The sequence below is a fragment of the Caballeronia concitans genome (assembly GCF_001544615.1).
In the GTDB taxonomy this organism is placed as follows: Bacteria; Pseudomonadota; Gammaproteobacteria; order Burkholderiales; family Burkholderiaceae; genus Caballeronia; species Caballeronia concitans.
Map to the genome: position 1 here is coordinate 13,509 of NZ_FCNV02000011.1, position 22,133 is coordinate 35,641.

Annotated in this window: 18 protein-coding genes; 17 read left to right on the plus strand and 1 reads right to left on the minus strand. The window is 63.2% G+C overall.

The window, feature by feature from the left end; genetic code table 11:
* The first annotated feature begins 137 nt into the window (after positions 1–137).
* The 6 genes from AWB72_RS21505 (at position 138) to AWB72_RS21535 (ending at position 9,001) form a co-directional block, all read left to right on the plus strand.
* Positions 138–1,778 (plus strand): transglycosylase SLT domain-containing protein, encoded by a 1,641-nt coding sequence (locus tag AWB72_RS21505; protein ID WP_040051612.1) that lies wholly within the window; start codon positions 138–140, stop codon positions 1,776–1,778.
* 117 nt (positions 1,779–1,895) lie between these two features.
* The gene (locus AWB72_RS21510) at positions 1,896–3,128 is read left to right on the plus strand and encodes an MFS transporter (RefSeq protein WP_087128683.1); all 1,233 of its coding nucleotides are present in this window, start codon (positions 1,896–1,898) and stop codon (positions 3,126–3,128) included.
* 335 nt (positions 3,129–3,463) lie between these two features.
* On the plus strand, positions 3,464–4,606 hold the full coding sequence (gene carA / locus AWB72_RS21520; protein ID WP_087128714.1) for a glutamine-hydrolyzing carbamoyl-phosphate synthase small subunit: 1,143 nt from the start codon (positions 3,464–3,466) through the stop codon (positions 4,604–4,606).
* Positions 4,607–4,640: 34 nt separating this feature from the next.
* On the plus strand, positions 4,641–7,895 hold the full coding sequence (carB, locus tag AWB72_RS21525; protein WP_087128686.1) for a carbamoyl-phosphate synthase large subunit: 3,255 nt from the start codon (positions 4,641–4,643) through the stop codon (positions 7,893–7,895).
* Positions 7,896–8,009: 114 nt separating this feature from the next.
* Complete coding sequence (gene greA / locus AWB72_RS21530; RefSeq protein ID WP_087128687.1) at positions 8,010–8,486, plus strand: transcription elongation factor GreA; 477 nt, start codon at positions 8,010–8,012, stop codon at positions 8,484–8,486.
* On the plus strand, positions 8,486–9,001 hold the full coding sequence (locus AWB72_RS21535; RefSeq protein WP_087128689.1) for a DUF4149 domain-containing protein: 516 nt from the start codon (positions 8,486–8,488) through the stop codon (positions 8,999–9,001). The genes greA and AWB72_RS21535 overlap by 1 nt, the downstream gene beginning before the upstream one ends.
* A 54-nt stretch (positions 9,002–9,055) precedes the next feature.
* Here the strand turns inward: AWB72_RS21535 and AWB72_RS21540 are convergent, their stop codons facing one another.
* A complete protein-coding gene (locus AWB72_RS21540) occupies positions 9,056–9,595 on the minus strand; it encodes a YhbY family RNA-binding protein (RefSeq protein ID WP_087128690.1) in 540 nt (179 codons plus the stop codon).
* Positions 9,596–9,939: 344 nt separating this feature from the next.
* Here AWB72_RS21540 and AWB72_RS21545 point away from each other — a divergent pair, with 344 nt between their 5' ends.
* The 11 genes from AWB72_RS21545 (at position 9,940) to phoR (ending at position 22,128) form a co-directional block, all read left to right on the plus strand.
* The gene (locus AWB72_RS21545) at positions 9,940–10,614 is read left to right on the plus strand and encodes an RlmE family RNA methyltransferase (RefSeq protein ID WP_087128692.1); all 675 of its coding nucleotides are present in this window, start codon (positions 9,940–9,942) and stop codon (positions 10,612–10,614) included.
* Positions 10,615–10,787: 173 nt separating this feature from the next.
* The gene (ftsH, locus tag AWB72_RS21550) at positions 10,788–12,674 is read left to right on the plus strand and encodes an ATP-dependent zinc metalloprotease FtsH (RefSeq protein ID WP_040051438.1); all 1,887 of its coding nucleotides are present in this window, start codon (positions 10,788–10,790) and stop codon (positions 12,672–12,674) included.
* A 106-nt stretch (positions 12,675–12,780) separates the two neighbouring features.
* Positions 12,781–13,665: a dihydropteroate synthase gene (gene folP, locus AWB72_RS21555; protein WP_445343857.1), complete on the plus strand. Its 885-nt coding sequence runs from the start codon at positions 12,781–12,783 to the stop codon at positions 13,663–13,665.
* A gap of 112 nt (positions 13,666–13,777) precedes the next feature.
* Positions 13,778–15,136: a phosphoglucosamine mutase gene (gene glmM / locus AWB72_RS21560; protein ID WP_040051440.1), complete on the plus strand. Its 1,359-nt coding sequence runs from the start codon at positions 13,778–13,780 to the stop codon at positions 15,134–15,136.
* Between the two features lie 225 nt (positions 15,137–15,361).
* Complete coding sequence (pstS, locus tag AWB72_RS21565) at positions 15,362–16,393, plus strand: phosphate ABC transporter substrate-binding protein PstS (protein ID WP_087128695.1); 1,032 nt, start codon at positions 15,362–15,364, stop codon at positions 16,391–16,393.
* A gap of 134 nt (positions 16,394–16,527) precedes the next feature.
* Positions 16,528–17,511, plus strand: a complete 984-nt coding sequence (pstC, locus tag AWB72_RS21570) for a phosphate ABC transporter permease PstC (protein WP_087128696.1) — start codon at positions 16,528–16,530, stop codon at positions 17,509–17,511.
* A 50-nt stretch (positions 17,512–17,561) separates the two neighbouring features.
* On the plus strand, positions 17,562–18,395 hold the full coding sequence (pstA, locus tag AWB72_RS21575; RefSeq protein WP_244285711.1) for a phosphate ABC transporter permease PstA: 834 nt from the start codon (positions 17,562–17,564) through the stop codon (positions 18,393–18,395).
* A gap of 15 nt (positions 18,396–18,410) precedes the next feature.
* The gene (gene pstB / locus AWB72_RS21580; protein ID WP_040051444.1) at positions 18,411–19,286 is read left to right on the plus strand and encodes a phosphate ABC transporter ATP-binding protein PstB; all 876 of its coding nucleotides are present in this window, start codon (positions 18,411–18,413) and stop codon (positions 19,284–19,286) included.
* Between the two features lie 44 nt (positions 19,287–19,330).
* Entirely contained in the window at positions 19,331–20,035 is a 705-nt protein-coding gene (gene phoU, locus AWB72_RS21585) for a phosphate signaling complex protein PhoU (protein ID WP_040051445.1), read from the plus strand.
* A gap of 36 nt (positions 20,036–20,071) precedes the next feature.
* Positions 20,072–20,773 carry a phosphate regulon transcriptional regulator PhoB gene (phoB, locus tag AWB72_RS21590; RefSeq protein ID WP_040051446.1) on the plus strand — a complete coding sequence of 234 codons (702 nt, stop codon included), beginning with the start codon at positions 20,072–20,074 and terminating at the stop codon, positions 20,771–20,773.
* A 41-nt stretch (positions 20,774–20,814) separates the two neighbouring features.
* Complete coding sequence (gene phoR / locus AWB72_RS21595) at positions 20,815–22,128, plus strand: phosphate regulon sensor histidine kinase PhoR (RefSeq protein WP_087128700.1); 1,314 nt, start codon at positions 20,815–20,817, stop codon at positions 22,126–22,128.
* Positions 22,129–22,133: the final 5 nt, after the last annotated feature.

The following is a 22,133-nucleotide window of genomic DNA, read 5'->3' on the forward strand; positions in this document are numbered from 1 at the left end:
CATCCGATACATTGGAAACAGCGTTAGATGCAAGATTTTGCAGGGGTTTTACGCGCATTCTTATTGACGTCCTAGGTGCGGTTCCGTACTATCGGCTCCAAATTTCCAAGCATCACCTTTTGGAAGCAGAGACGTTCATGCGACTAACACTGAGTGCGCTATCCGTCCTGATGCTGGCCGCCTGTGCCAGCCAGGGTCCGACAGCGCCCGCCTCGAATACAACTTCCGCTACTCCTACCGCCGCCTCGCAGCAACAAGTCGCCGACACGATTCGCCGCACCGCAGCCGCCAAGGAAACCATCAACGTCGACAAGACGCCCGTCACCTCGCTCGCGGGGTCGGCCGACTTATGGAGTCGCATCCGCGGCGGATTCCAGATTCCCGATCTGCAAAGCGACCTCGTCGACATGCAGGCGAACTGGTACGCGCAGCGTCCGGACTACGTCGAGCGCATGACGACGCGTTCGCAAAAATATCTGTATCACATCGTCGAGGAACTCGAGCAGCGCCATATGCCGACCGAACTGGCGCTGCTGCCGTTCATCGAATCGGCGTTCAATCCACAGGCGCTTTCGGTGGCCAAGGCCGCCGGCATGTGGCAGTTCGTGCCGGGCACGGGCCGCGACTACAACCTCAAGCAGAACATGTGGCAGGACGAGCGGCGCGACGTGCTCGCGTCGACGAGCGCCGCGCTTGACTACCTCTCGCGTCTGCACGACATGTTCGGCGACTGGCATCTCGCGCTCGCCGCATACAACTGGGGCGAGGGCAACGTGCAGCGCGCCATTGCGCGCAACGAAGCGGCCGGCTTGCCGACCGACTACGAAAGCCTGCGCATGCCCAACGAGACGCGCAACTACGTGCCGAAGCTGCAGGCGGTCAAGAACATCGTGATGAACCCGCAGCAGTACGGCCTCACGCTGCCTGACATTCCGAATCACCCGTATTTCGTGACCGTGACGACCGCGCGCGATATCGACGTCACCATGGCCGCGAAGCTCGCCGGCATGAGCGTCGAGGAATTCCGCTCGCTGAATCCGTCGTTCGCGAAGCCGGTCATTCTCGGCGCGACGAATCCGCAGATCCTGCTGCCGTTCGACAACGCCGCCACGTTCCAGCGCAATCTCAGCTCGTACACGGGCGCGCTGTCGTCGTGGACCACGTACACGGTGACCGAGCGGGCGCGTCCTGCCGCCATCGCCGAAAAAATCGGTGTGGATGCGGACACGCTCATGTCGGTCAACCGCATTCCGGCGGGCATGCGTCTGAAGCCGGGCTCGACCATCGTCGTGCCGCGCACGGATGACGACGACGAAGACATCAGCGCCGACGTCGCCGCGAACGCCATTCTCGCCGTCGAACGCGACGTGCCGGACACGCGCAAGATGGCCATCCGCGTGCGCCGCAAGCAGTCCATCACCATGCTGGCGGATCGTTACAACGTGTCGGTGGCGCAGGTGAAGGCCTGGAACCGCACGAATCGCGATGTCATCATGCCCGGCCAGGTCGTCGTGCTGCACGTGCCGTACGGGCGTCCGGTTCCGGCCGAACCCGGTCCGGTGCGCGTCGAGACGGTGTCGGCATCGAGCCGGTCGTCGGGCGGCGTGAGCAAGATCGGCACGCACGTGACGGCAAAGAGCGCTCACGGCAAGGCGTCGGCGCACACCGTGACGCGCGTATCGGCGTCCGGCAGCGGCAAGCCGGCCAAATCAGCGCCAGCGAAGGCGACCAAGCCCGTCGCCGCTCATTCGGCCAGCGCCAAGAGCAAGAAAAAGTAATCGGCGGGCGGCTCGCGTCATCGCCGTATTCCACGCCGTCGCCAAGGTGACGGCGTTTTCATTTGGCGACACAGTTAAACTGGCGTCCCAAAAGAATCCAGTAAGCACATCAAACGCATGCCGTCCTCCGTTCGTCTCCGGGTATTTCTGCTGTTCGCCGCCGGATACTTCGTCTCGTACGTTTTCCGGGGCGTCAATCTGGGCTTCGCGCCGCTCATCACGCACGATCTCGGCCTGTCCGCCGCCGATCTCGGTCTGCTGACGTCGCTGTACTTCATCGGCTTTGCCGTGGCGCAGATTCCCGTCGGCGTGATGCTCGACCACTTCGGGCCGCGTCCCGTGACGGCCGGCATGCTCGTGTTCGCCGCAGCGGGTATCTGGGTGTTCGGGGCGTCGGGCAGCCTGGCCGGGCTGATGGTGGGGCGTTTGTTGATCGGCGTCGGTGTTTCCGTGTGCCTGAGCGCGGCGTTCAAGGCGTCGGCGCAGCATTTCCCGGTCGCGCGACTGCCGCTCGTCAACGGCTTCACGATGGCGGTCGGCGGCCTCGGCGGCGTCGTGGTCGGTTCGCCGCTTGCCTCGCTGCTGCATGTCGCGAGCTGGCGGCAAGTGTCCGTCGCGCTCGGCGTGATGACGCTCGTGGTCGCCGCGGCGATCGCGCTGTTCGCGCCGCGCACGACGGATACCCGCCATCAGGCCGATGTCATCAGCCAGTTCAAGGGGACGTGGCACATTCTGAAAAGCGGCGCGTTCTGGAAGATCGGCTCGTTTTCCGTCGTCACGCAGGGCGTCTTCTACGCGATGCAGTCGCTCTGGATTCGTCCCTATCTGCTCGATGTGATGGGCCTCACGCCCGCGCACACCGCGGCGCTCGTCTCGGTGCTCGGTTTCGCGATGATGCTCGGCTGCGTCGGCTTCGGCGCGGCGGCGCGCGGGATGGAGCGGCGAGGCGTATCGGTCTATGCGTTCTGCGGCGCGGGGATGGCGCTGTATGTCGTCGTGCAATTGCTGATGGTGCTGCGCGTGCCGCTTCCTCCGGCGACGCTGCTTGCCGCCTACGGCATTTTCGGCGGCACCGGCATTCTCAGCTACGCGGTGATGGCGGAGCACTTTCCGTCGAACATGATCGGCCGCGCGAACACCACGCTCACGCTCGTGATCTTCCTGTTGATCTTCGGATTTCAGGTCGGAATCGGCGCGATGCTCTCGCTTTGGCCCGCCGAGAGCGGGCATTTCCCGGCGGCGGCGCATCAGACGGTGTGGGCGGTGCTGATCGCGTTGCAGGTTGCGAGCGCCGTCTGGTACGTGCTGCCGAGCCGCGCGCTCCGGAAGACCGAGGAAAGGGCAACTTAAAGGGTCAGCTATTGTCTTCGGCCGCAAGCAGAATATTCCCGAAAAGTGGCCAAACCGTTGACTTCGCGCTATAATTCGAAGGTTTGAGCATATCAACCCGCACCCTAGCGCCTACCTCCCATTCCCCGTCGTTCGCTGCGCCTGGCAGCGCGCGCCGCACGCCGCCGATCGTTCGCTTCGACAAGCACTTGCAGCGCAAGTCAGCCGGTTCGAGCACGACGCCCGCCTGTGAGCCGCCGCCCATGTGCGAAGGAAACCCGCGCTTCGAAGCGTGGACCCAAGCCTGAATTTCGGACAGACAGGTCGGTAACAGGGTGTTCCCCAAGGAGCTTCCCGTGTTGCCGTCATTCTCCCCAGCATTACTCGCACTTGCCGACGGCACGGTCTTTCGTGGTCATTCCATCGGCGCCGCCGGTTCGACGATCGGCGAAGTGGTGTTCAACACCGCCATCACCGGCTATCAGGAAATCCTGACCGATCCGAGCTATGCCCGCCAGATCGTCACGCTGACCTATCCGCATATCGGCAATGTCGGCGTGAATGCCGAAGACGTCGAAGCCACCAAAGTCCATGCCGCCGGTCTCATCATCCGTGACCTGCCGGTGCTCGCCTCGAACTTCCGTTCCGAGCAAACCCTCTCCGATTACCTGAAAGCGCACGGCGTCGTCGGCATTGCCGGCATCGACACGCGCAAGCTCACGCGCGTGCTGCGCGACAAGGGCGCGCAAAACGGCTGCATTCTCGCCGGCAGCGACGACGAAGCCGAAGCGCTGCGCCTCGCGCGCTCGTTCCCCGGCCTTGCCGGCATGGACCTGGCGAAAGTCGTGTCCACGAAAGAGCGTTACGAGTGGACGCAGAGCGAATGGCGTCTCGGCAGCGGCTACGGCCAGCAGAAGTCGCCGAAATTCCGCGTCGTCGCGTTCGATTACGGCGTCAAGTACAACATTCTGCGCATGCTGGCCGAGCGCGGCTGCCACGTCACCGTGCTGCCGGCCGAAGCCAGCGCTGCCGACGCGCTCGCGCTCAATCCGGACGGCGTCTTCCTGTCGAACGGCCCCGGCGATCCGGAACCGTGCGACTACGCAATCCGCGCGACGCGCGAATTCATCGAGCGCGGCATTCCGACGTTCGGCATCTGCCTCGGGCATCAGATCATGGGTCTCGCCGTCGGCGCGAAGACCATGAAGATGAAGACCGGGCACCACGGCGCGAACCATCCGGTGAAGGACATGGAAGACGGCCGCGTGGTGATCACGTCGCAGAATCACGGCTTCGCGGTCGATGCATCGACGCTGCCCGCGAACGCGAAGGTCACGCACGTTTCGCTCTTCGACGGCACGCTGCAAGGCTTCGCGCTGACCGACAAGCCGGCGTTCTGCTTCCAGGGCCACCCCGAGGCATCGCCGGGGCCGCACGACATCGCGTATCTGTTCGACCGCTTCATCAAGCTGATGGAGACGGCGAAGGTCGCCGCTTAAGAACGAACAGAACCGAACACCACAGAGCACAGTTATGCCGAAGCGCACAGACATCAAGAGCATTCTCATCATCGGCGCGGGCCCGATCATCATCGGTCAGGCGTGCGAGTTCGACTATTCGGGCGCGCAGGCGTGCAAGGCGCTGCGTGAGGAAGGCTACAAGGTCATTCTCGTCAACAGCAATCCGGCGACGATCATGACCGACCCGAACACGGCCGACGTCACCTATATCGAGCCGATCTCGTGGGAAGTGGTCGAGCGCATCATCGCGAAAGAGCGCCCGGACGCGATACTGCCGACCATGGGCGGACAGACCGCGCTCAATTGCGCGCTCGACCTGTTCCATCACGGCGTGCTGGAAAAGTACAAGGTCGAGCTGATCGGCGCGTCGCCGGAAGCAATCGACAAGGCGGAAGACCGCCAGAAGTTCAAAGACGCGATGACGAAGATCGGCCTCGGTTCGGCCAAGTCGGGCATCGCGCATTCGATGGAAGAAGCGCTCGCCGTGCAGGCGCAGATCGCCGAGGCGACCGGCAGCGGCGGATATCCGACCGTCATTCGCCCGTCGTTCACGCTGGGCGGCTCGGGCGGCGGTATCGCGTACAACAAGGAAGAGTTCGAAGAGATTTGCCGCCGCGGTCTCGATCTTTCGCCGACGCGCGAACTGCTGATCGAAGAATCGCTGCTCGGCTGGAAAGAGTACGAGATGGAAGTTGTCCGCGACAAGAAGGACAACTGCATCATCGTGTGCTCGATCGAAAACCTGGACCCGATGGGCGTCCACACCGGCGACTCGATCACCGTCGCGCCCGCGCAGACGCTGACCGACAAGGAATATCAGGTTTTGCGTAACGCGTCGCTCGCGGTGCTGCGCGAAATCGGCGTGGATACGGGCGGCTCGAACGTGCAGTTCGCGATCAACCCGCAGGACGGCCGCATGGTCGTCATCGAGATGAATCCGCGCGTGTCGCGTTCGTCGGCGCTGGCGTCGAAAGCGACCGGTTTCCCGATCGCGAAGGTCGCCGCGAAGCTCGCGTGCGGCTACACGCTCGACGAACTTAGGAACGAAATTACCGGCGGTCAGACGCCGGCATCGTTCGAACCGACGATCGACTACGTCGTCACGAAGGTGCCGCGCTTCGCGTTCGAAAAATTCCGCGAAGCCGATTCGCGCCTGACCACGCAGATGAAGTCCGTCGGCGAAGTCATGGCAATGGGCCGCACGTTCCAGGAATCGTTCCAGAAGGCGCTGCGCGGTCTGGAAGTGGGCGTCGACGGTCTCGATGAAAAGACCACGAGCCGCGACGAAGTGATTCGCGAAATCGGCGAGCCGGGCCCGGACCGCATCTGGTATCTCGGCGACGCGTTCCGCCTCGGTCTCTCGCAAGAGGAAATCTTCGAGGAGACGTCGATCGATCCGTGGTTCCTCGCGCAGATCGAGCAGATCATCCTGAAGGAAAAGGCGCTTCAGGGCCGCACGCTCGAAAGCCTCACGCGCGATGAACTGCTGTACCTGAAGAAGAGCGGCTTCTCGGACCGCCGTCTCGCGAAGCTCACGGGTTCGACGCAAGCCGACGTGCGCAGGAAGCGTCACGCGATGAACGTGCGTCCGGTGTACAAGCGCGTCGATACGTGCGCCGCCGAATTCGCGACGAAGACCGCGTACATGTACTCGACCTACGAGGAAGAGTGCGAAGCGAATCCGACGGACAAGAAGAAGATCATGGTGCTCGGCGGCGGGCCGAACCGGATCGGGCAGGGCATCGAGTTCGACTATTGCTGCGTGCATGCCGCGCTCGCCATGCGCGAGGACGGCTATGAAACCATCATGGTCAACTGCAATCCGGAAACCGTGTCGACCGACTACGACACGTCGGACCGCCTGTATTTCGAATCGCTGACGCTGGAAGACGTGCTCGAAATCGTCGATCTGGAAAAGCCGGTCGGCGTGATCGTGCAGTACGGCGGCCAGACGCCGCTCAAGCTCGCGCTCGATCTCGAAGCGAACGGCGTGCCGATCATCGGCACGTCGCCGGACATGATCGACGCAGCCGAAGACCGCGAGCGCTTCCAGAAGCTGCTGAAGGATCTCGATCTGCGTCAGCCGCCGAACCGCACGGCGCGCGCGGAAGACGAAGCGCTGAACCTGGCCGAGGAAATCGGTTATCCGCTGGTCGTGCGTCCGTCGTACGTGCTCGGCGGCCGCGCAATGGAAATCGTCCACGAGCCGCGCGACCTCGAGCGCTACATGCGCGAGGCCGTGAAGGTGTCGAACGATTCGCCGGTGCTGCTCGACCGCTTCCTGAACGACGCGATCGAATGCGATGTGGACTGCATTTCCGACGGCGAAGCGGTGTTCATCGGCGGCGTGATGGAGCACATCGAACAGGCGGGCGTGCATTCGGGCGATTCGGCTTGCTCGCTGCCGCCGTATTCGCTGTCGAAGGAAACCGTCGACGAACTGAAGCGGCAAACCGCCGCAATGGCGAAGGCGCTGAACGTCATCGGTCTGATGAACGTGCAGTTCGCCATTCAACAGGTTCCGCAGGACGACGGCTCGAAGAAAGACATCATCTACGTGCTGGAAGTGAACCCGCGTGCATCGCGCACGGTGCCTTACGTGTCGAAGGCGACGAGCCTGCCGCTCGCGAAGATCGCCGCGCGCGCGATGGTCGGCCAGACGCTCGCGCAGCAAGGCGTGACGAAGGAAATCGTGCCGCCTTACTTCAGCGTGAAGGAAGCGGTGTTCCCGTTCGTCAAGTTCCCGGCGGTCGATCCGGTTCTCGGACCGGAAATGCGTTCGACCGGCGAAGTGATGGGCGTCGGCCGCACATTCGGCGAGGCGCTCTTCAAATCGCAGCTGGCGGCGGGCTCGCGTCTGCCGGAATCGGGCACGGTGCTGCTGACGGTGATGGACGCCGACAAGCCGAAGGCCGTCGAAGTCGCGCAGATGCTGCACGAACTCGGCTACCCGATCGTCGCGACCAAGGGCACGGCGGCGGCCATCGCGGCGGCGGGCGTGCCGGTGAAGGTCGTCAACAAGGTGAAGGACGGCCGGCCGCATATCGTCGACATGATCAAGAACGGCGAGATCGCACTCGTCTTCACGACGGTCGACGAAACCCGCGCGGCCATCGCCGATTCGCGTTCCATCCGCATGAGCGCGCAAGCCAACAAGGTCACGTACTACACGACCATGTCGGGCGCGCGCGCGGCGGTCGAGGGCCTGCGTTACCTGCGCGATTTGGAAGTCTATGATTTACAAGGCTTGCATGCTCGCCTAAACTAAGGCTTCGATTATCGGTCCAAGCATCACGAGCCGCGGTTAAGCGGCGTCTCTTCGCCTCGAGGAGATGCGCTTAACCGCGGTAATTTTTTTGACGAATTTGTTTCTGGGTTGTCTATGAGCACGATTCCCTTGACGAAGCGCGGCGCGGAGTTGCTGCGCGACGAATTGCAACGCCTGAAGGCTGTCGAGCGTCCGGCGGTCATCAACGCGATCGCGGAAGCGCGCGCGCAGGGCGATCTCTCTGAAAACGCGGAATACGACGCCGCGAAGGAAAAGCAGGGCTTCATCGAGGGCCGCATCGCGGAAATCGAATCCAAACTGGCCGCCGCGCAAGTGATCGATCCGACGACGGTCGACGCCGATGGCCGCGTCGTGTTCGGCGCGACGGTGGAGCTGGAAGATCTCGAATCGGGCGATACGGTCACGTATCAGATTGTCGGCGACGACGAAGCGGACATCGACCACGGCCTCATTTCCGTCAGCTCGCCGATCGCGCGTGCGCTGATTTCGAAGACGGAAGGCGATGTGGCCTCGGTGCAGGCGCCGGGCGGCGCGCGCGAGTACGAAATCATCGCGGTCCGTTACGTCTGATGGCGCACCGGCTCTTTCGAATCGTCGCGATGATCTGGGTCGGCAGCCTGCTGACCCTCGGTCTCGTCGCGGCGCCCGTCCTTTTTTCGATGCTGGATCGCGCGGCGGCCGGATCGGTGGCGGCGCAATACTTCCGGATCGAGGCGTTCGTCGGCGTGGTGAGCGCGCTGGTCCTCATTCTGATCGGCAATCGCTTCGTGAAAAACGGCATTGCCGACTACAAGCGCGTGCGGTGGATCGTCGCGGTCATGCTCGCCTGCGTGCTCGTCGGCTATTTCGCGCTGCAGCCGTTCATGGAGTCGCTGCGGGTGGCGGCGCAGGAGTCGGGCGTTGCGCTCGCCGATTCGCCGTACGCGAAGCAGTTCGGCATTCTGCACGGCATTTCGAGCGCGATTTATCTGATTCAGTGCCTGTTCGGCATTGCGCTCGTCTGGCGTTTGCCGGGCAATGCGCCCACCGCAGTCGTGCCGAAGAACAAGTCGGCGAAGGTCGCGGCCAAGCGGGCGCGAAGCTGAGACGGTCTTTCGATCACGGCGCGAACGCGAAGCAAAACGTCCGCGCCGCGTCGATTACTTCACTGCCTGGTGCTGGCGCTTCGAACCCGATTGACGCTTCTTTGCGCGCTTGACGTTGCCGCCAGCCGTGACGCGCTCGTTGCCGAGCACCTTCAGCGTCTGCTTGCGCGGCTTCTTGACGGCGGGCGCATCGCGCGTGATCTTCACGGCCTTGACGATGCGCGGCGCGCGGCCCTTCGCGGGACGCTCGACGGCTTCGCCGGCGCTCGGCGGCATGGTGCTGCGCGTGCGCGTGGAGCGGCTCTTGGCCGGCGCGGCGCCTTCGGGTCGCCAGATCACGAGGAGCTTGCCGATATGCTGGATCGGCGCGGCGTCCAGGCGGTCGCAGATTTCGTCGTAGATATCGACGCGCGTCTGGCGCTCGTCGCCGAACACGCGAATTTTGATGAGCTGGTGCGCATCGAGGTGCACGCCGATTTCCTTCAGCACGGCGTCCGTCAGACCCTCCGCGCCGACGAGCACGACGGGCTTGAGCGCGTGAGCCTGGGAGCGCAGGTCGGAACGTTGGGCAGGAGAGAGTTCAAGAGCTGGCATGAGAAATTTGGGACTCGACTAAAATGGGCGGCGCGTGCGCCGGGCGGCACGCGAAAAACGCGATGTGCGGAACGCCTGACGACGCGGCGTCCTTACCGGGAGGGTCCGGCGCGGCGTGATTCACCGCCGCCACAAACAAAATAGGCCGGATACGCGATTGCCGGGCGCATTCGAGCGCCCGCGGAAACGTTCCGGCCGACAAGACGCGTATTATCCGCTAAAAGCATCGCGCGTTGCAGCAAGATTACACGCGCAAACGACACAGAACACGCATCGGCGCCCGTCCGGCGCGCAACAGAAACACGTCCCGAGGCGCGCACGCGCGCATCAAGAGTTCAGTTTGAATGGCAAAGAATCGCTTCAATCATTCGTGGTTGCATGACCACATCAACGATCCCTACGTGAAGATGGCCCAGCGCGAGGGCTACCGCGCGCGCGCCGCCTACAAGCTCAAGGAGATCGACGAGCAGGACAAGCTCATCAAGCCGGGGCAGGTGATCGTCGATCTCGGCTCGACGCCCGGCAGCTGGAGCCAGTACGCGCGCAACAAGCTCGCGCAGGGCTCGAAACGCGACGCAGAGCGCGAAGGCGGCATAGATGGCACGATTATCGCGCTGGACATTCTGCCGATGGAGCCGATCGCCGACGTGACCTTCATCCAGGGCGACTTCCGCGAAGACGCGGTGCTCACGCAACTGAACGAAATCGTCGGTGAGCGTCAGGTGGACCTTGTAATTTCGGACATGGCCCCCAACCTCTCAGGCGTGGCGAGTGCGGACGCCGCGCGGATCGAGCATCTATGCGATCTCGCGCTGGAATTCGCGCAGAACCATCTGAAACCGGAGGGTGCGCTGCTAGTCAAATGTTTTCACGGCAGCGGTTATAGCCAGATCGTCGAGAAGTTCAAGCACCAGTTCAAAGTGGTTGCGCCGCGCAAACCCAAGGCGTCTCGCGACAAATCGTCGGAGACTTTTATCCTCGGGCGGCGGCTCAAACATCCGGCTGCAGGAGCCGTTTAAACGGACCCGGCGAAAATCGGCGATATTTTCACCGAATTTGCCGAAAAAAGACCCTCTTCCGCTATTTAAGCGGTAGGGAAACCTTATGGCAGGGGTTAGCGGTCTGGATTAGAATGCTTTGGTGGCGCTGCAAGGTTTATGTAGGCGCCCGTCTATGAGTGAGGAGTGGTGCTTTGAACAACAATATGTTCTCTAAAGCGGCAGTGTGGCTCGTGATCGCACTGGTGCTGTTTACGGTGTTCAAGCAGTTCGATAAGCCCCGCGTCCAGGAAGGCGTGTCGTATTCGCAGTTCATGGACGACGCCAAGAACGGCAAAGTCAAGAACGTTACCGTTCAGGGCCGCAATCTCACGGTCACTCCGAACGACGGCCAGAAATACCAGATCGTGTCGCCCGGCGACATCTGGATGGTCGGCGATCTGATGAAATACGGCGTTCAGGTCAGCGGCAAGGCTGACGATGAACCGAACGCGCTTGTCTCCGCGCTGTACTACCTCGGGCCGACCATTCTGATCATCGGCTTCTGGTTCTACATGATGAGGCAGATGCAGGGGGGCGGCAAAGGCGGGGCGTTTTCGTTCGGTAAGTCGCGGGCGCGGCTGATCGACGAAAACAACAACGCCATCAATTTCACCGACGTGGCCGGCTGCGACGAAGCGAAGGAAGAAGTGTCCGAACTGGTCGACTTCCTGCGCGATCCGCAGAAGTTCCAGAAGCTGGGCGGCCGTATTCCGCGCGGCGTGCTGCTGGTCGGCCCTCCGGGTACCGGTAAGACGCTGCTGGCGCGCGCAATTGCGGGCGAAGCGAAGGTGCCGTTCTTCAGCATCTCGGGTTCGGACTTCGTTGAAATGTTCGTCGGCGTGGGCGCGGCCCGTGTGCGCGACATGTTCGAACAGGCGAAGAAGCATGCGCCGTGTATCGTGTTCATCGACGAAATCGACGCGGTCGGCCGTCATCGCGGCGCGGGCATGGGCGGCGGCAACGACGAACGCGAGCAGACGCTGAACCAGATGCTCGTCGAAATGGACGGCTTTGAGGCGAACTCGGGCGTCATCGTGATCGCGGCGACCAACCGTTCGGACGTGCTGGACAAGGCGCTGCTGCGTCCGGGCCGTTTCGACCGTCAGGTTTATGTCGGTCTGCCGGATATCCGCGGCCGCGAGCACATCATGAAGGTGCACCTGCGCAAGGTGCCGATCGCGAACGACGTGGATGCATCGGTCATCGCGCGCGGTACGCCGGGCTTCTCGGGCGCGGACCTCGCGAACCTCGTGAACGAAGCGGCACTGTTCGCGGCGCGTCGCGGCAAGCGCATCGTCGAGATGCAGGACTTCGAAGACGCGAAGGACAAGATCTTCATGGGTCCGGAGCGCAAGTCGGCTGTCATGCGCGAGGAAGAGCGCCGCAACACGGCGTACCACGAGTCGGGCCACGCGGTGGTGGCGAAGCTGCTGCCGCACGCCGACCCGGTGCACAAGGTCACGATCATGCCGCGCGGCTGGGCGCTGGGCGTGACCTGGCAGTTGCCGGAGCATGACCGCGTGAATCTGTATCGCGACAAGATGCTGGAAGAAATCGCGATTCTGTTCGGCGGCCGGGCAGCGGAAGAAGTGTTCATGAACTCGATGTCGACCGGTGCTTCCAACGACTTCGAGCGCGCGACGAAAATGGCGCGCGACATGGTCACCCGTTACGGCATGTCGGACGTGCTGGGCACGATGGTCTACGTCGATACAGAACCTGAAGGCATGTTCGGCAAGCTGGGCGCGAAGACGGTGTCCGAAGCCACGCTGCAGAAGGTCGACGCGGAAATCCGCCGCATTCTGGACGAGCAATACGCGCTCGCCCGCAAGCTGCTGGAAGACAACCGCGACAAGGTCGAAGCCATGACCAAGGCGCTGCTCGAATGGGAAACCATCGACGCGGACCAGATCGGCGACATCATGGCGGGCCGTCCGCCGCGTCCGCCGAAGAACCTGCCGCCGCCGTCGGGCGACACGCCGTCGAGCGGCAACAGCGGCACCGAGGTCAAGCCGGGCAGCGCGACAGCGCCGGCCTGATTTCCTCCAGTCTGACAATGGGCCGGTGTGCACTGCACGCCGGCCCATTTTTGCTTTAGGGCCCGCTTCCGGGCCAGTCTTCCGTCCCTCGCTCCGCAGGCTTCGCTTGACCACATCTTCTCCATCCCTCGCTCCCGCGCAGCCGCTGCAATGCGGCCGTTTCACGCTGACCTTCGAACGCCCGCTCGTCATGGGCATCCTCAACGTCACGCCGGATTCGTTTTCCGATGGCGGCCGCTTCCTTTCCCGCGACGCCGCCTTGGCGCGCGCCGGGCAGATGATCGCCGATGGCGCCGACATGATCGACATCGGCGGCGAATCAACGCGCCCCGGCGCGCCGCCCGTGCCGCTCGACGAGGAACTGGAGCGCGTGGTGCCTATCGTCGAGGCGTTGCGCGCGGTGCAGGTTCCGCTTTCCGTCGATACCTACAAGCCTGCCGTGATGCGCGCCGTGCTCGTTGCCGGCGCAGACATGATCAACGACATCTGGGGCTTTCGTCAGGACGGCGCGATCGATGCCGTCAAGGACAGCCAATGCGGCCTGTGCGTGATGCACATGCTGGGCGAGCCGCGCACGATGCAGCTTCACGAGCCGGTCTACGACGATGTCGTCGCCGCCGTGCGCGATTTCTTCGCCGCACGGCTGTCGGCGTTCGAGCGCGCGGGCGTCGCGGGGAATCGCATCAGTCTCGATCCGGGCTACGGTTTCGGAAAGACCCTCGGGCATAATTACACGCTGCTTGCCGAACTCGCGGCGACCCAGCCGGCCGCCACGTATCATCCGCTTCTGGCCGGGATGTCGCGCAAATCGATGCTCGGCGGCGTAACCGGACGCGGCGCGGGCGAGCGCCTGCCGGCGAGCCTCGCGGCGGCGGTGTGCGCGGCGGAGCGCGGCGCGGCGATCATCCGCGTTCACGACGTCGCCGAAACCGTCGATGCACTGAAAGTCTGGCAGGCTACTCGGGACGCAACCCGTAGCGGGCATCATTAAGCCGGCTTCGAATCAGGCAGGACTGCCGCGAAGGCGCTCGCTGGCAGCGTAGTCAACACATACACCGCGGACCACAACAGGCGCCGACAGTCCGCGAGGAGGGTCAATAAAGATGGCACGACGATATTTCGGAACCGACGGCATTCGCGGGCGCGTAGGCGCGGCCCCGATCACGCCCGACTTCGTTCTCAAGCTCGGTTACGCTGCCGGCAAGGTGCTCGCCGGCGCGGACAAAACGGCGCAGAAGGGCAATCGCCCGACGGTGCTGATCGGCAAGGACACGCGCGTGTCGGGCTATATGCTCGAAGCCGCGCTGGAATCCGGCTTCTCGGCGGCGGGCGTGGACGTCATGCTGGCCGGCCCGATGCCGACGCCCGGCATCGCGTATCTGACGCGCGCGCTGCGGCTGAACGCGGGCGTGGTCATCAGCGCGTCGCATAATCCTTACGCCGACAACGGCATCAAGTTCTTCTCTGCCGACGGCAACAAACTGCCCGACGAAGTCGAACTCGAAATCGAGGCACAGCTCGAGCAGCCGATGGAATGCGCGCCGTCCGAGCGTCTCGGCAAGGCGCGCCGTCTCGACGACGCGGGCGGCCGTTATATCGAGTTTTGCAAGAGCACATTTCCGGCGAGCTTCGACCTGCGCGGGATGAAGCTGGTGCTGGATTGCGCGCACGGCGCCGCGTATGACGTCGGTCCGCACGTCTTCCACGAACTCGGCGCGGAAGTGGTGTCGATCGGCGTGGCGCCGAACGGCTTCAATATCAACGACGGCGTCGGCGCGACCGCACCGGATGCGCTCGTGCGCGCGGTGAAGGAGCACGGCGCGGACATCGGCATTGCGCTGGACGGCGACGCGGATCGCGTGCAGATCGTCGATTCCACCGGCCGCCTCTATAACGGCGACGAGTTGCTCTACGTCCTGGTGAAGGACCGCATCGCGACGCACGGCAAGGTGGAAGGCGCGGTCGGCACGCTCATGACCAACATGGCGGTCGAAGTCGCGCTGAAGACGTCCGGCGTGCAGTTCGTGCGCGCGGCGGTGGGTGATCGCTACGTGCTCGAGAAGCTGCGCGAGCACGGCTGGCAGCTCGGCGCGGAAGGCTCGGGACACATTTTGTCGCTGGACCGGCATTCGACCGGCGACGGCATCGTGTCCGCGCTGCTCGTGCTCGCGGCGATCAAGCGCAGCGGCAAGTCCATCGCCGAATTGCTCGATGGCGTGAGTCTCTTCCCGCAGAAACTGATCAACGTGCGCATGAGCCCGGGCGCGGACTGGAAAAGCAGCGACGAGATTCGTCGCGCCGTCGATCAGGCGGAGCGTGCGCTGGAATCGAAGGGACGCGTGCTGATTCGCGCGTCGGGAACAGAACCGGTCCTGCGCGTGATGGTAGAAGCCGCCGCGCAGCAGGACGCCGTTCGGCACGCGGAAACGATTGCGCAAGTGGTAAAGGACGTGACTTCGTAGGCGTTCGCGAAACTTTGTCGTTTTCGCTAAACAGCGGGCCTCGGCCCGCTTTTTTATTGCCCGCCGCCACCTGACAAGTGACCGCTCGATCGACTTTCGACCCGTAAGACGATTGTCACGGAGCCATCACGGAACGTCACATTACTGTCACAGAGAGTGCCTATATTTCGCCCTGTCGATTCACACGCCGACAAAGACTCACACGCTCACAACCCTGGAGGTCTCATGAAATTGATGCACACCGCGCTGGCTGGCGTAATTGGCGCACTGGTCGCCATCTCTGCGCAAGCGGCCGATATCACCGGCGCGGGCAGCACCTTCGCAGCCCCGATCTACACGAAATGGGCAGACGCTTACCAGAAAAGCGGCGGCGGCAAGGTCAACTACCAGGGCATCGGTTCGTCGGGCGGCATCAAGCAGATCGTCGCGAAGACCGTGGATTTCGCGGGTTCGGACGCTCCGCTGAAGGACGATCAACTCGCGAAGGACGGCCTGTTCCAGTTCCCGACGGTGGTCGGCGGCGTCGTGCCGGTGATCAACGTGCCGGGCGTGAAGGCGGGCGAAGTGATTCTGTCGGGCGAAGTGCTCGGCGAGATTTACCTCGGCAAGATCAAGAAGTGGAACGATCCGGCCATCGCCGCGCTCAATCCGAAGGTCAAGCTGCCGGACACGGACATCGCCGTGGTGCGCCGCGCCGACGGTTCGGGCACGAGCTTCATCTGGACGAACTATCTGTCGAAGGTGAACACCGAGTGGAAGTCGAAGGTCGGTGAAGGGTCGACGGTCAACTGGCCGACGGGCACGGGCGGCAAGGGCAACGACGGCGTCGCGGCTTTCGTGCAGCGTCTGCCGGGCGCGATCGGCTACGTCGAATGGGCGTACGCCAAGCAGAACAAGATGACCTACGTCGGCATGAAGAATGCGGCGGGCACGGTCGTCGAGCCGGAAACGAAGACGTTCAAGGCGGCCGCTGCGGGCGCGGAATGGTCGAAGTCGTTCTATCAGATTCTGACGAACGAGTCGGGCAAGGACGCATGGCCGATCGTCGGCGCGACCTTCGTGCTGCTGCACTCGACGCAGGACAAGGCGGCTCAGGGCACCGAAACGCTGAAGTTCTTCGACTGGGCGTTCAAGAACGGCGGCCAGGCGGCGAACGATCTGGACTACATCTCGCTGCCGGATTCGGTCGTCGCGGAAATCCGCACGCAATGGAAGGCGAAGGTGAAGGACGCGTCGGGCAAGCCGGTCGCGGAGTAAGCATCGTAGTACGCGAAGCACGCGGAGTTTGAAACTGTCCTAAGCTGCTGTGGCGGGACAGGAAGCAGCACCAGCCGCGCGGCGCGCCGAAGGGCCCGTCGCGCGGTCTGACACGTAGCGTAACCAAGGCTCCCATGTCGGACATCAACCTAGCGTCGGCACCGCCGGCGGCGCACACGCAGCGCGCGCCCGGCCGCACCGGCGACATCATATTCGGCGGCATCACGCGGCTCGCGGCCGTGGTGACGCTGCTTCTTCTCGGCGGCATCATCGTGTCGCTGATCGTCGCGTCGATGCCGACCATCGAAAAATTCGGTCTCGGCTTTCTCTGGCGCGCGGAATGGGATCCGCCCAGCGACAGCTTCGGCGCGCTCGTGCCCATCTACGGCACCATCGCGACGTCGCTCATCGCGCTCATCATCGCCGTGCCGGTGAGCTTCGGCATCGCGCTCTTTCTCACGGAACTGTCGCCCACGTGGCTGCGCCGGCCGCTCGGCGTGGCGATCGAACTGCTCGCGGCGATTCCGTCGATCGTCTACGGCATGTGGGGCCTGCTCGTTTTCGCGCCGATCTTCGCGAAATACTTCGAGAAGCCGCTCGGCGCTGCGCTCGGCGGCGTGCCGCTGATCGGCGCGCTGTTCCAGGGGCCGGCCATCGGCATCGGCATTCTGTGCGCGGGCGTCATCCTCGCGATCATGATCATTCCGTACATCGCATCGGTCATGCGCGACGTGTTCGAAGTCACGCCCGTGCTGCTGAAGGAATCGGCATACGGCATCGGCTGCACGACCTGGGAAGTCATGTGGAAGATCGTGCTGCCGTACACGCGCGCCGGGGTCATCGGCGGCGTCATGCTCGGTCTCGGCCGCGCGCTCGGCGAGACGATGGCCGTCACCTTCGTGATCGGCAATACGAATCTGCTCGATAACGTGTCGCTCTTTTCGCCGGGCAACAGCATCACGTCCGCGCTTGCCAACGAGTTCGCCGAGGCGAGCCCGGGCCTGCATACGTCGGCGCTGATGGAGCTCGGCCTGATTCTGTTCGTCATCACGTTCTTCGTGCTCGCGCTCTCGAAGCTGATGCTGCTGCGCATGGAACGCGGGGAGGGTGTCAAGTGAGCCGTCCAGCCACGTTCGATCAGAACCACGACCGCGTGCAGGCCACGCGCATGAAACTGCAGCGCCGCCGCCGCGTCACGAATGCGATCGCGCTCACGCTGTCGCTCGCGGCGATGGCATTCGGCCTCATCTGGCTCGTGTGGATTCTCTTCACGACGCTCAGGCTCGGCGTCTCGGGCCTCTCGATCGATCTCTTCACGCAATCGACACCCCCGCCGAACACTGATGGCGGCGGTCTCGCGAACGCGATCGTCGGCAGCCTGATGCTCGTCGTGCTCGCGACGTGCATCGGCACGCCGCTCGGCATTCTCGCGGGCGTGTATCTCGCGGAATACGGGCAGAAGCGCTGGCTCGCGAACGTCACGCGCTTCATCAACGACATCCTGTTGTCGGCGCCGTCGATCGTCGTCGGGCTGTTCGTGTATGCGCTCGTCGTCGCGAAGATGGGGCGCTTCTCCGGCTGGGCCGGCGTGATCGCGCTCGCGCTCCTGCAGATTCCGATCGTCATCCGCACCACGGAGAACATGCTGAAGCTCGTGCCGAATGCGCTGCGCGAAGCGGCGTTCGCGCTCGGCACGCCGAAGTGGAAGATGGTGATGTCGATCACGCTGAAGGCGTCGGTGGGCGGCATCGTCACGGGCGTGCTGCTGGCGGTCGCGCGCATTGCCGGTGAAACGGCGCCGCTGCTTTTCACCGCGCTGTCGAACCAGTTTTTCTCGATGGACATGAATCAGCCGGTGGCGAATCTGCCGGTGACGATTTACAAGTTCGCGATGAGTCCGTTCCCGCAATGGCAAGTGCTCGCGTGGGCCGGTGTATTCCTGATTACGCTCGGCGTGCTGGGTCTGAATATCCTGGCGCGTGCGATCTTCACGAAGAAATAAGGGCGGAGTGATTCCATGAATCTGGTCGAAAGTGGTGTCAACCACCTTGATTCGAAGGCCGGCAACGCAAACATCGAACGCGGTCCCGTGCCGGGCAGCGTGCGTCCGACGCACGCCTCGCAGCCGGCCGATTCGATCAAGCCGAAGATCGAGGTCAACAACCTCAACTTCTTCTACAACAAGTATCACGCGCTGAAGAACATCAACCTGCGCATTCCCGAAAAGAAGGTGACGGCGTTCATCGGTCCTTCGGGATGCGGCAAGTCCACGCTTCTGCGCACGTTCAACAAGATGTATGCGCTTTATCCGGAGCAGCGCGCCGAAGGCGAGATTCTGATGGACGGCGCGAACCTGCTCGAAACCACGCGCGACATTTCGCTCTTGCGCGCGCGCATCGGCATGGTGTTTCAGAAGCCGACGCCGTTCCCGATGTCCATCTACGACAACATCGCGTTCGGCGTGAAGATGTTCGAGCAACTGTCGCGCTCGGAAATGGACGATCGCGTCGAATGGGCGCTGACTAAAGCCGCGCTCTGGACCGAAGTGAAGGACAAGCTGCAGCAAAGCGGCTATGGATTGTCGGGGGGCCAGCAGCAGCGTCTGTGCATCGCGCGCGGCATCGCCATTCGCCCGGAAGTGCTGTTGCTCGACGAACCGTGCTCCGCGCTCGATCCCATTTCGACGGGCCGCATCGAAGAGCTGATCGCGGAATTGAAGAACGACTACACGGTCGTGATCGTCACGCACAACATGCAGCAGGCGGCGCGCTGCTCGGACTACACTGCCTATATGTATCTGGGTGAACTGATCGAATTCGGCGATACCGAGAAGATCTTCATCAAGCCCGCCCGCAAGGAGACGGAAGACTACATCACGGGCCGGTTCGGCTAAAGCGTCAGCTAGCCAATCGCAAAAAAGGACTACAGGAGCAGAGCATGTCCGATAAGCATCTGTCGAGCCAGTTCGACGCCGATCTCAACGCGGTGTCGTCGAAAGTGCTGCAAATGGGCGGTCTCGTCGAGTCGCAGATCATCGCGGCGATGCACGCGTTGAACGAATTCGACATACAGGTTGCAGATCAGGTGATTGCCGCGGAAGCGCGCCTGAACATGATGGAAGTGGAAATCGACGAAGAGTGCAGCAACATCATCGCGCGCCGTCAGCCGGCCGCGCGCGATCTGCGTTTGCTCATGGCGATCTCGAAGACCATCACGAATCTCGAACGCGCCGGCGACGAAGCCGAGAAGATCGCGAAGCGCGTGAAGCGCATCAACGAAGACGGCGCGGGACGCACCGTGAATATCGCGGAAATCAAGCTGTCGGGCGAAATGGCGGTGTCGATTCTTCGCCGCGCGCTCGATGCCTTCGCGCGCCTCGACACGGTCGCCGCCGCGCAGATCGTGCGCGACGACAAGGCCATCGACGAAGAATTCCGCGCCTTCGTGCGCAAGCTCGTCACGTACATGATGGAAGACCCGCGCACCATTTCGGCGGGACTCGATTACCTGTTCATCGCGAAGGCGGTGGAGCGCATCGGCGATCACGCGAAGAACATCGCCGAGTTCATCATCTACATCGTGAAGGGCACGGACGTGCGCCATATCTCGCGCGACCAGCTCGAACGCGAAGCGCTCAGCTAACCACTTTCACTTCAAGAAAAGGTCACAGAGGTGCCGATGCCCAGCAGTATCCTCGTCGTCGAAGACGAACCCGCGATTTCCGAACTGATCGCGGTGAACCTGCAACATGCGGGACATTGCCCTATTCGCGCGTACAACGCCGAGCAGGCGCAGAACCTCATCAGCGACGTGCTCCCCGATCTCGTGCTGCTCGACTGGATGTTGCCGGGCAAGTCCGGCGTCGCGTTCGCGCGCGAGCTGCGCAACCATGAGCGCACGAAGCACATTCCGATCATCATGCTCACCGCGCGCGGGGACGAGCAGGACAAGGTGCTGGGCCTCGAAATCGGCGCGGACGATTACGTCACGAAGCCGTTTTCGCCGAAGGAACTGATGGCGCGCATCAAGGCGGTCCTGCGCCGCCGCGCGCCGCAACTGACCGAAGACGTGGTCGCGATCAACGGGCTGCGCCTCGATCCGGCGACGCATCGCGTGGCCGCGAGCCATTCGGGCAACGACATCAAGCTGGATCTCGGCCCGACCGAATTCCGTCTGCTGCATTTCTTCATGACGCATCCGGAGCGCGTGCACAGCCGCACGCAACTGCTCGATCAGGTCTGGGGCGATCACGTCTTCGTGGAAGAGAGAACGGTCGATGTGCATATCAAGCGCCTGCGCGCCGCGCTCAAGCCCGCCGGCTGCGATGCTATGATCGAAACGGTGCGCGGCAGCGGCTATCGCCTCGCGAAAGGCGCTTGAGCGCTGCACGAGCATTCGCGGTCATCTGATCTACCGACAACATGAACATCATCTGGACGCGTTCCATCGTGTCCCTTGTCCTGCTCGCCGCGATCAGCGCCGCGATTGGCGCAATCGCCGGCGTGCGGGCGGCGCTCACGTTCGCGGTGGTCATGCTCGTCGTGCAGGCGTGCTTCAGCACGTTTCACACGCAGCGTTTGTGGCGTCTGCTCGATGCGCCCGTCTACGGCGAAGTGCCGAGCGCGCTCGGCATCTGGGGCGAAATCTACTACCGCCTGCACAAGCTCGCGAAGCGCTGGCACGCGCAGGTGCGGCAGGTCGAACAGCAGCATTCGCGCTTCATTCAGGCCATTCAGGCATCGCCGAACGGCGTCGCGATGCTCGACGATCACGATCAGATCGAATGGTGCAACGCCATCGCCGAGAAGCACTTCGGGCTGGACGCGAAGCGCGACCTGCGTCAGCACATCACGCATCTCGTGCGCCAGCCGGACTTCATCCGCTATCTGAATTCGCACCATTACGAAGAGATGCTCATCATGCGCGGCATGGGCGAAAACCGGCAGCGGACCATCTCCGTGCAGGTGTTTCCTTATGGCGAGCATCGCAAGCTCATTCTCACGCAGGACATCACCGAACTCGAACGCACGGACTCGATGCGCCGCGATTTCGTCGCGAACGTATCGCATGAACTGAAGACGCCGCTGACGGTGCTATCCGGCTTTCTCGAAACGCTGCGCGAACTGCCGCTCGACGAAGCCGACCGCATGCGCTATCTCGACATGATGGACAGCCAGGCGACGCGCATGCAGAACATCGTGCGCGACCTGCTCGTGCTCGCGAACCTCGAAGGCGATATCCGTCCGCCCGGCGACGAACTGCTCGACATGCGCGCGGTGTTTCGTCATCTGGAAGAGGATGCGAACAGTCTGTCAGGCGGGCGTCATCGTATCGGCTTTGATGTCGACGACTCACTGACGGTCGCGGGCGCGGAAACGGAAGTGGTGAGCGCGCTCGGCAATCTCGTGACGAACGCGGTGCGCTATACGCCCGAAGGCGGAGCCATCGACGTGACGTGGCAGCGCGAAAACGATCGCGCCGTGTTCATGGTGAAGGACAGCGGGCCGGGCATCGCCGCCGAACATATCCCGCGTCTGACGGAGCGGTTCTATCGAATCGACCGCAGCCGCTCGCGCGATACGGGCGGCACGGGACTCGGGCTCGCCATCGTCAAGCATGTGCTGCAACGGCATCACGCCGAACTCGATGTGAAGAGCGAAGTGGGGCGGGGCAGCACGTTCATCGTGCGCTTTCCTGCATCGCGCACGGCGTTGAGGAAGTCGCTCGCGGCTTGAACTGC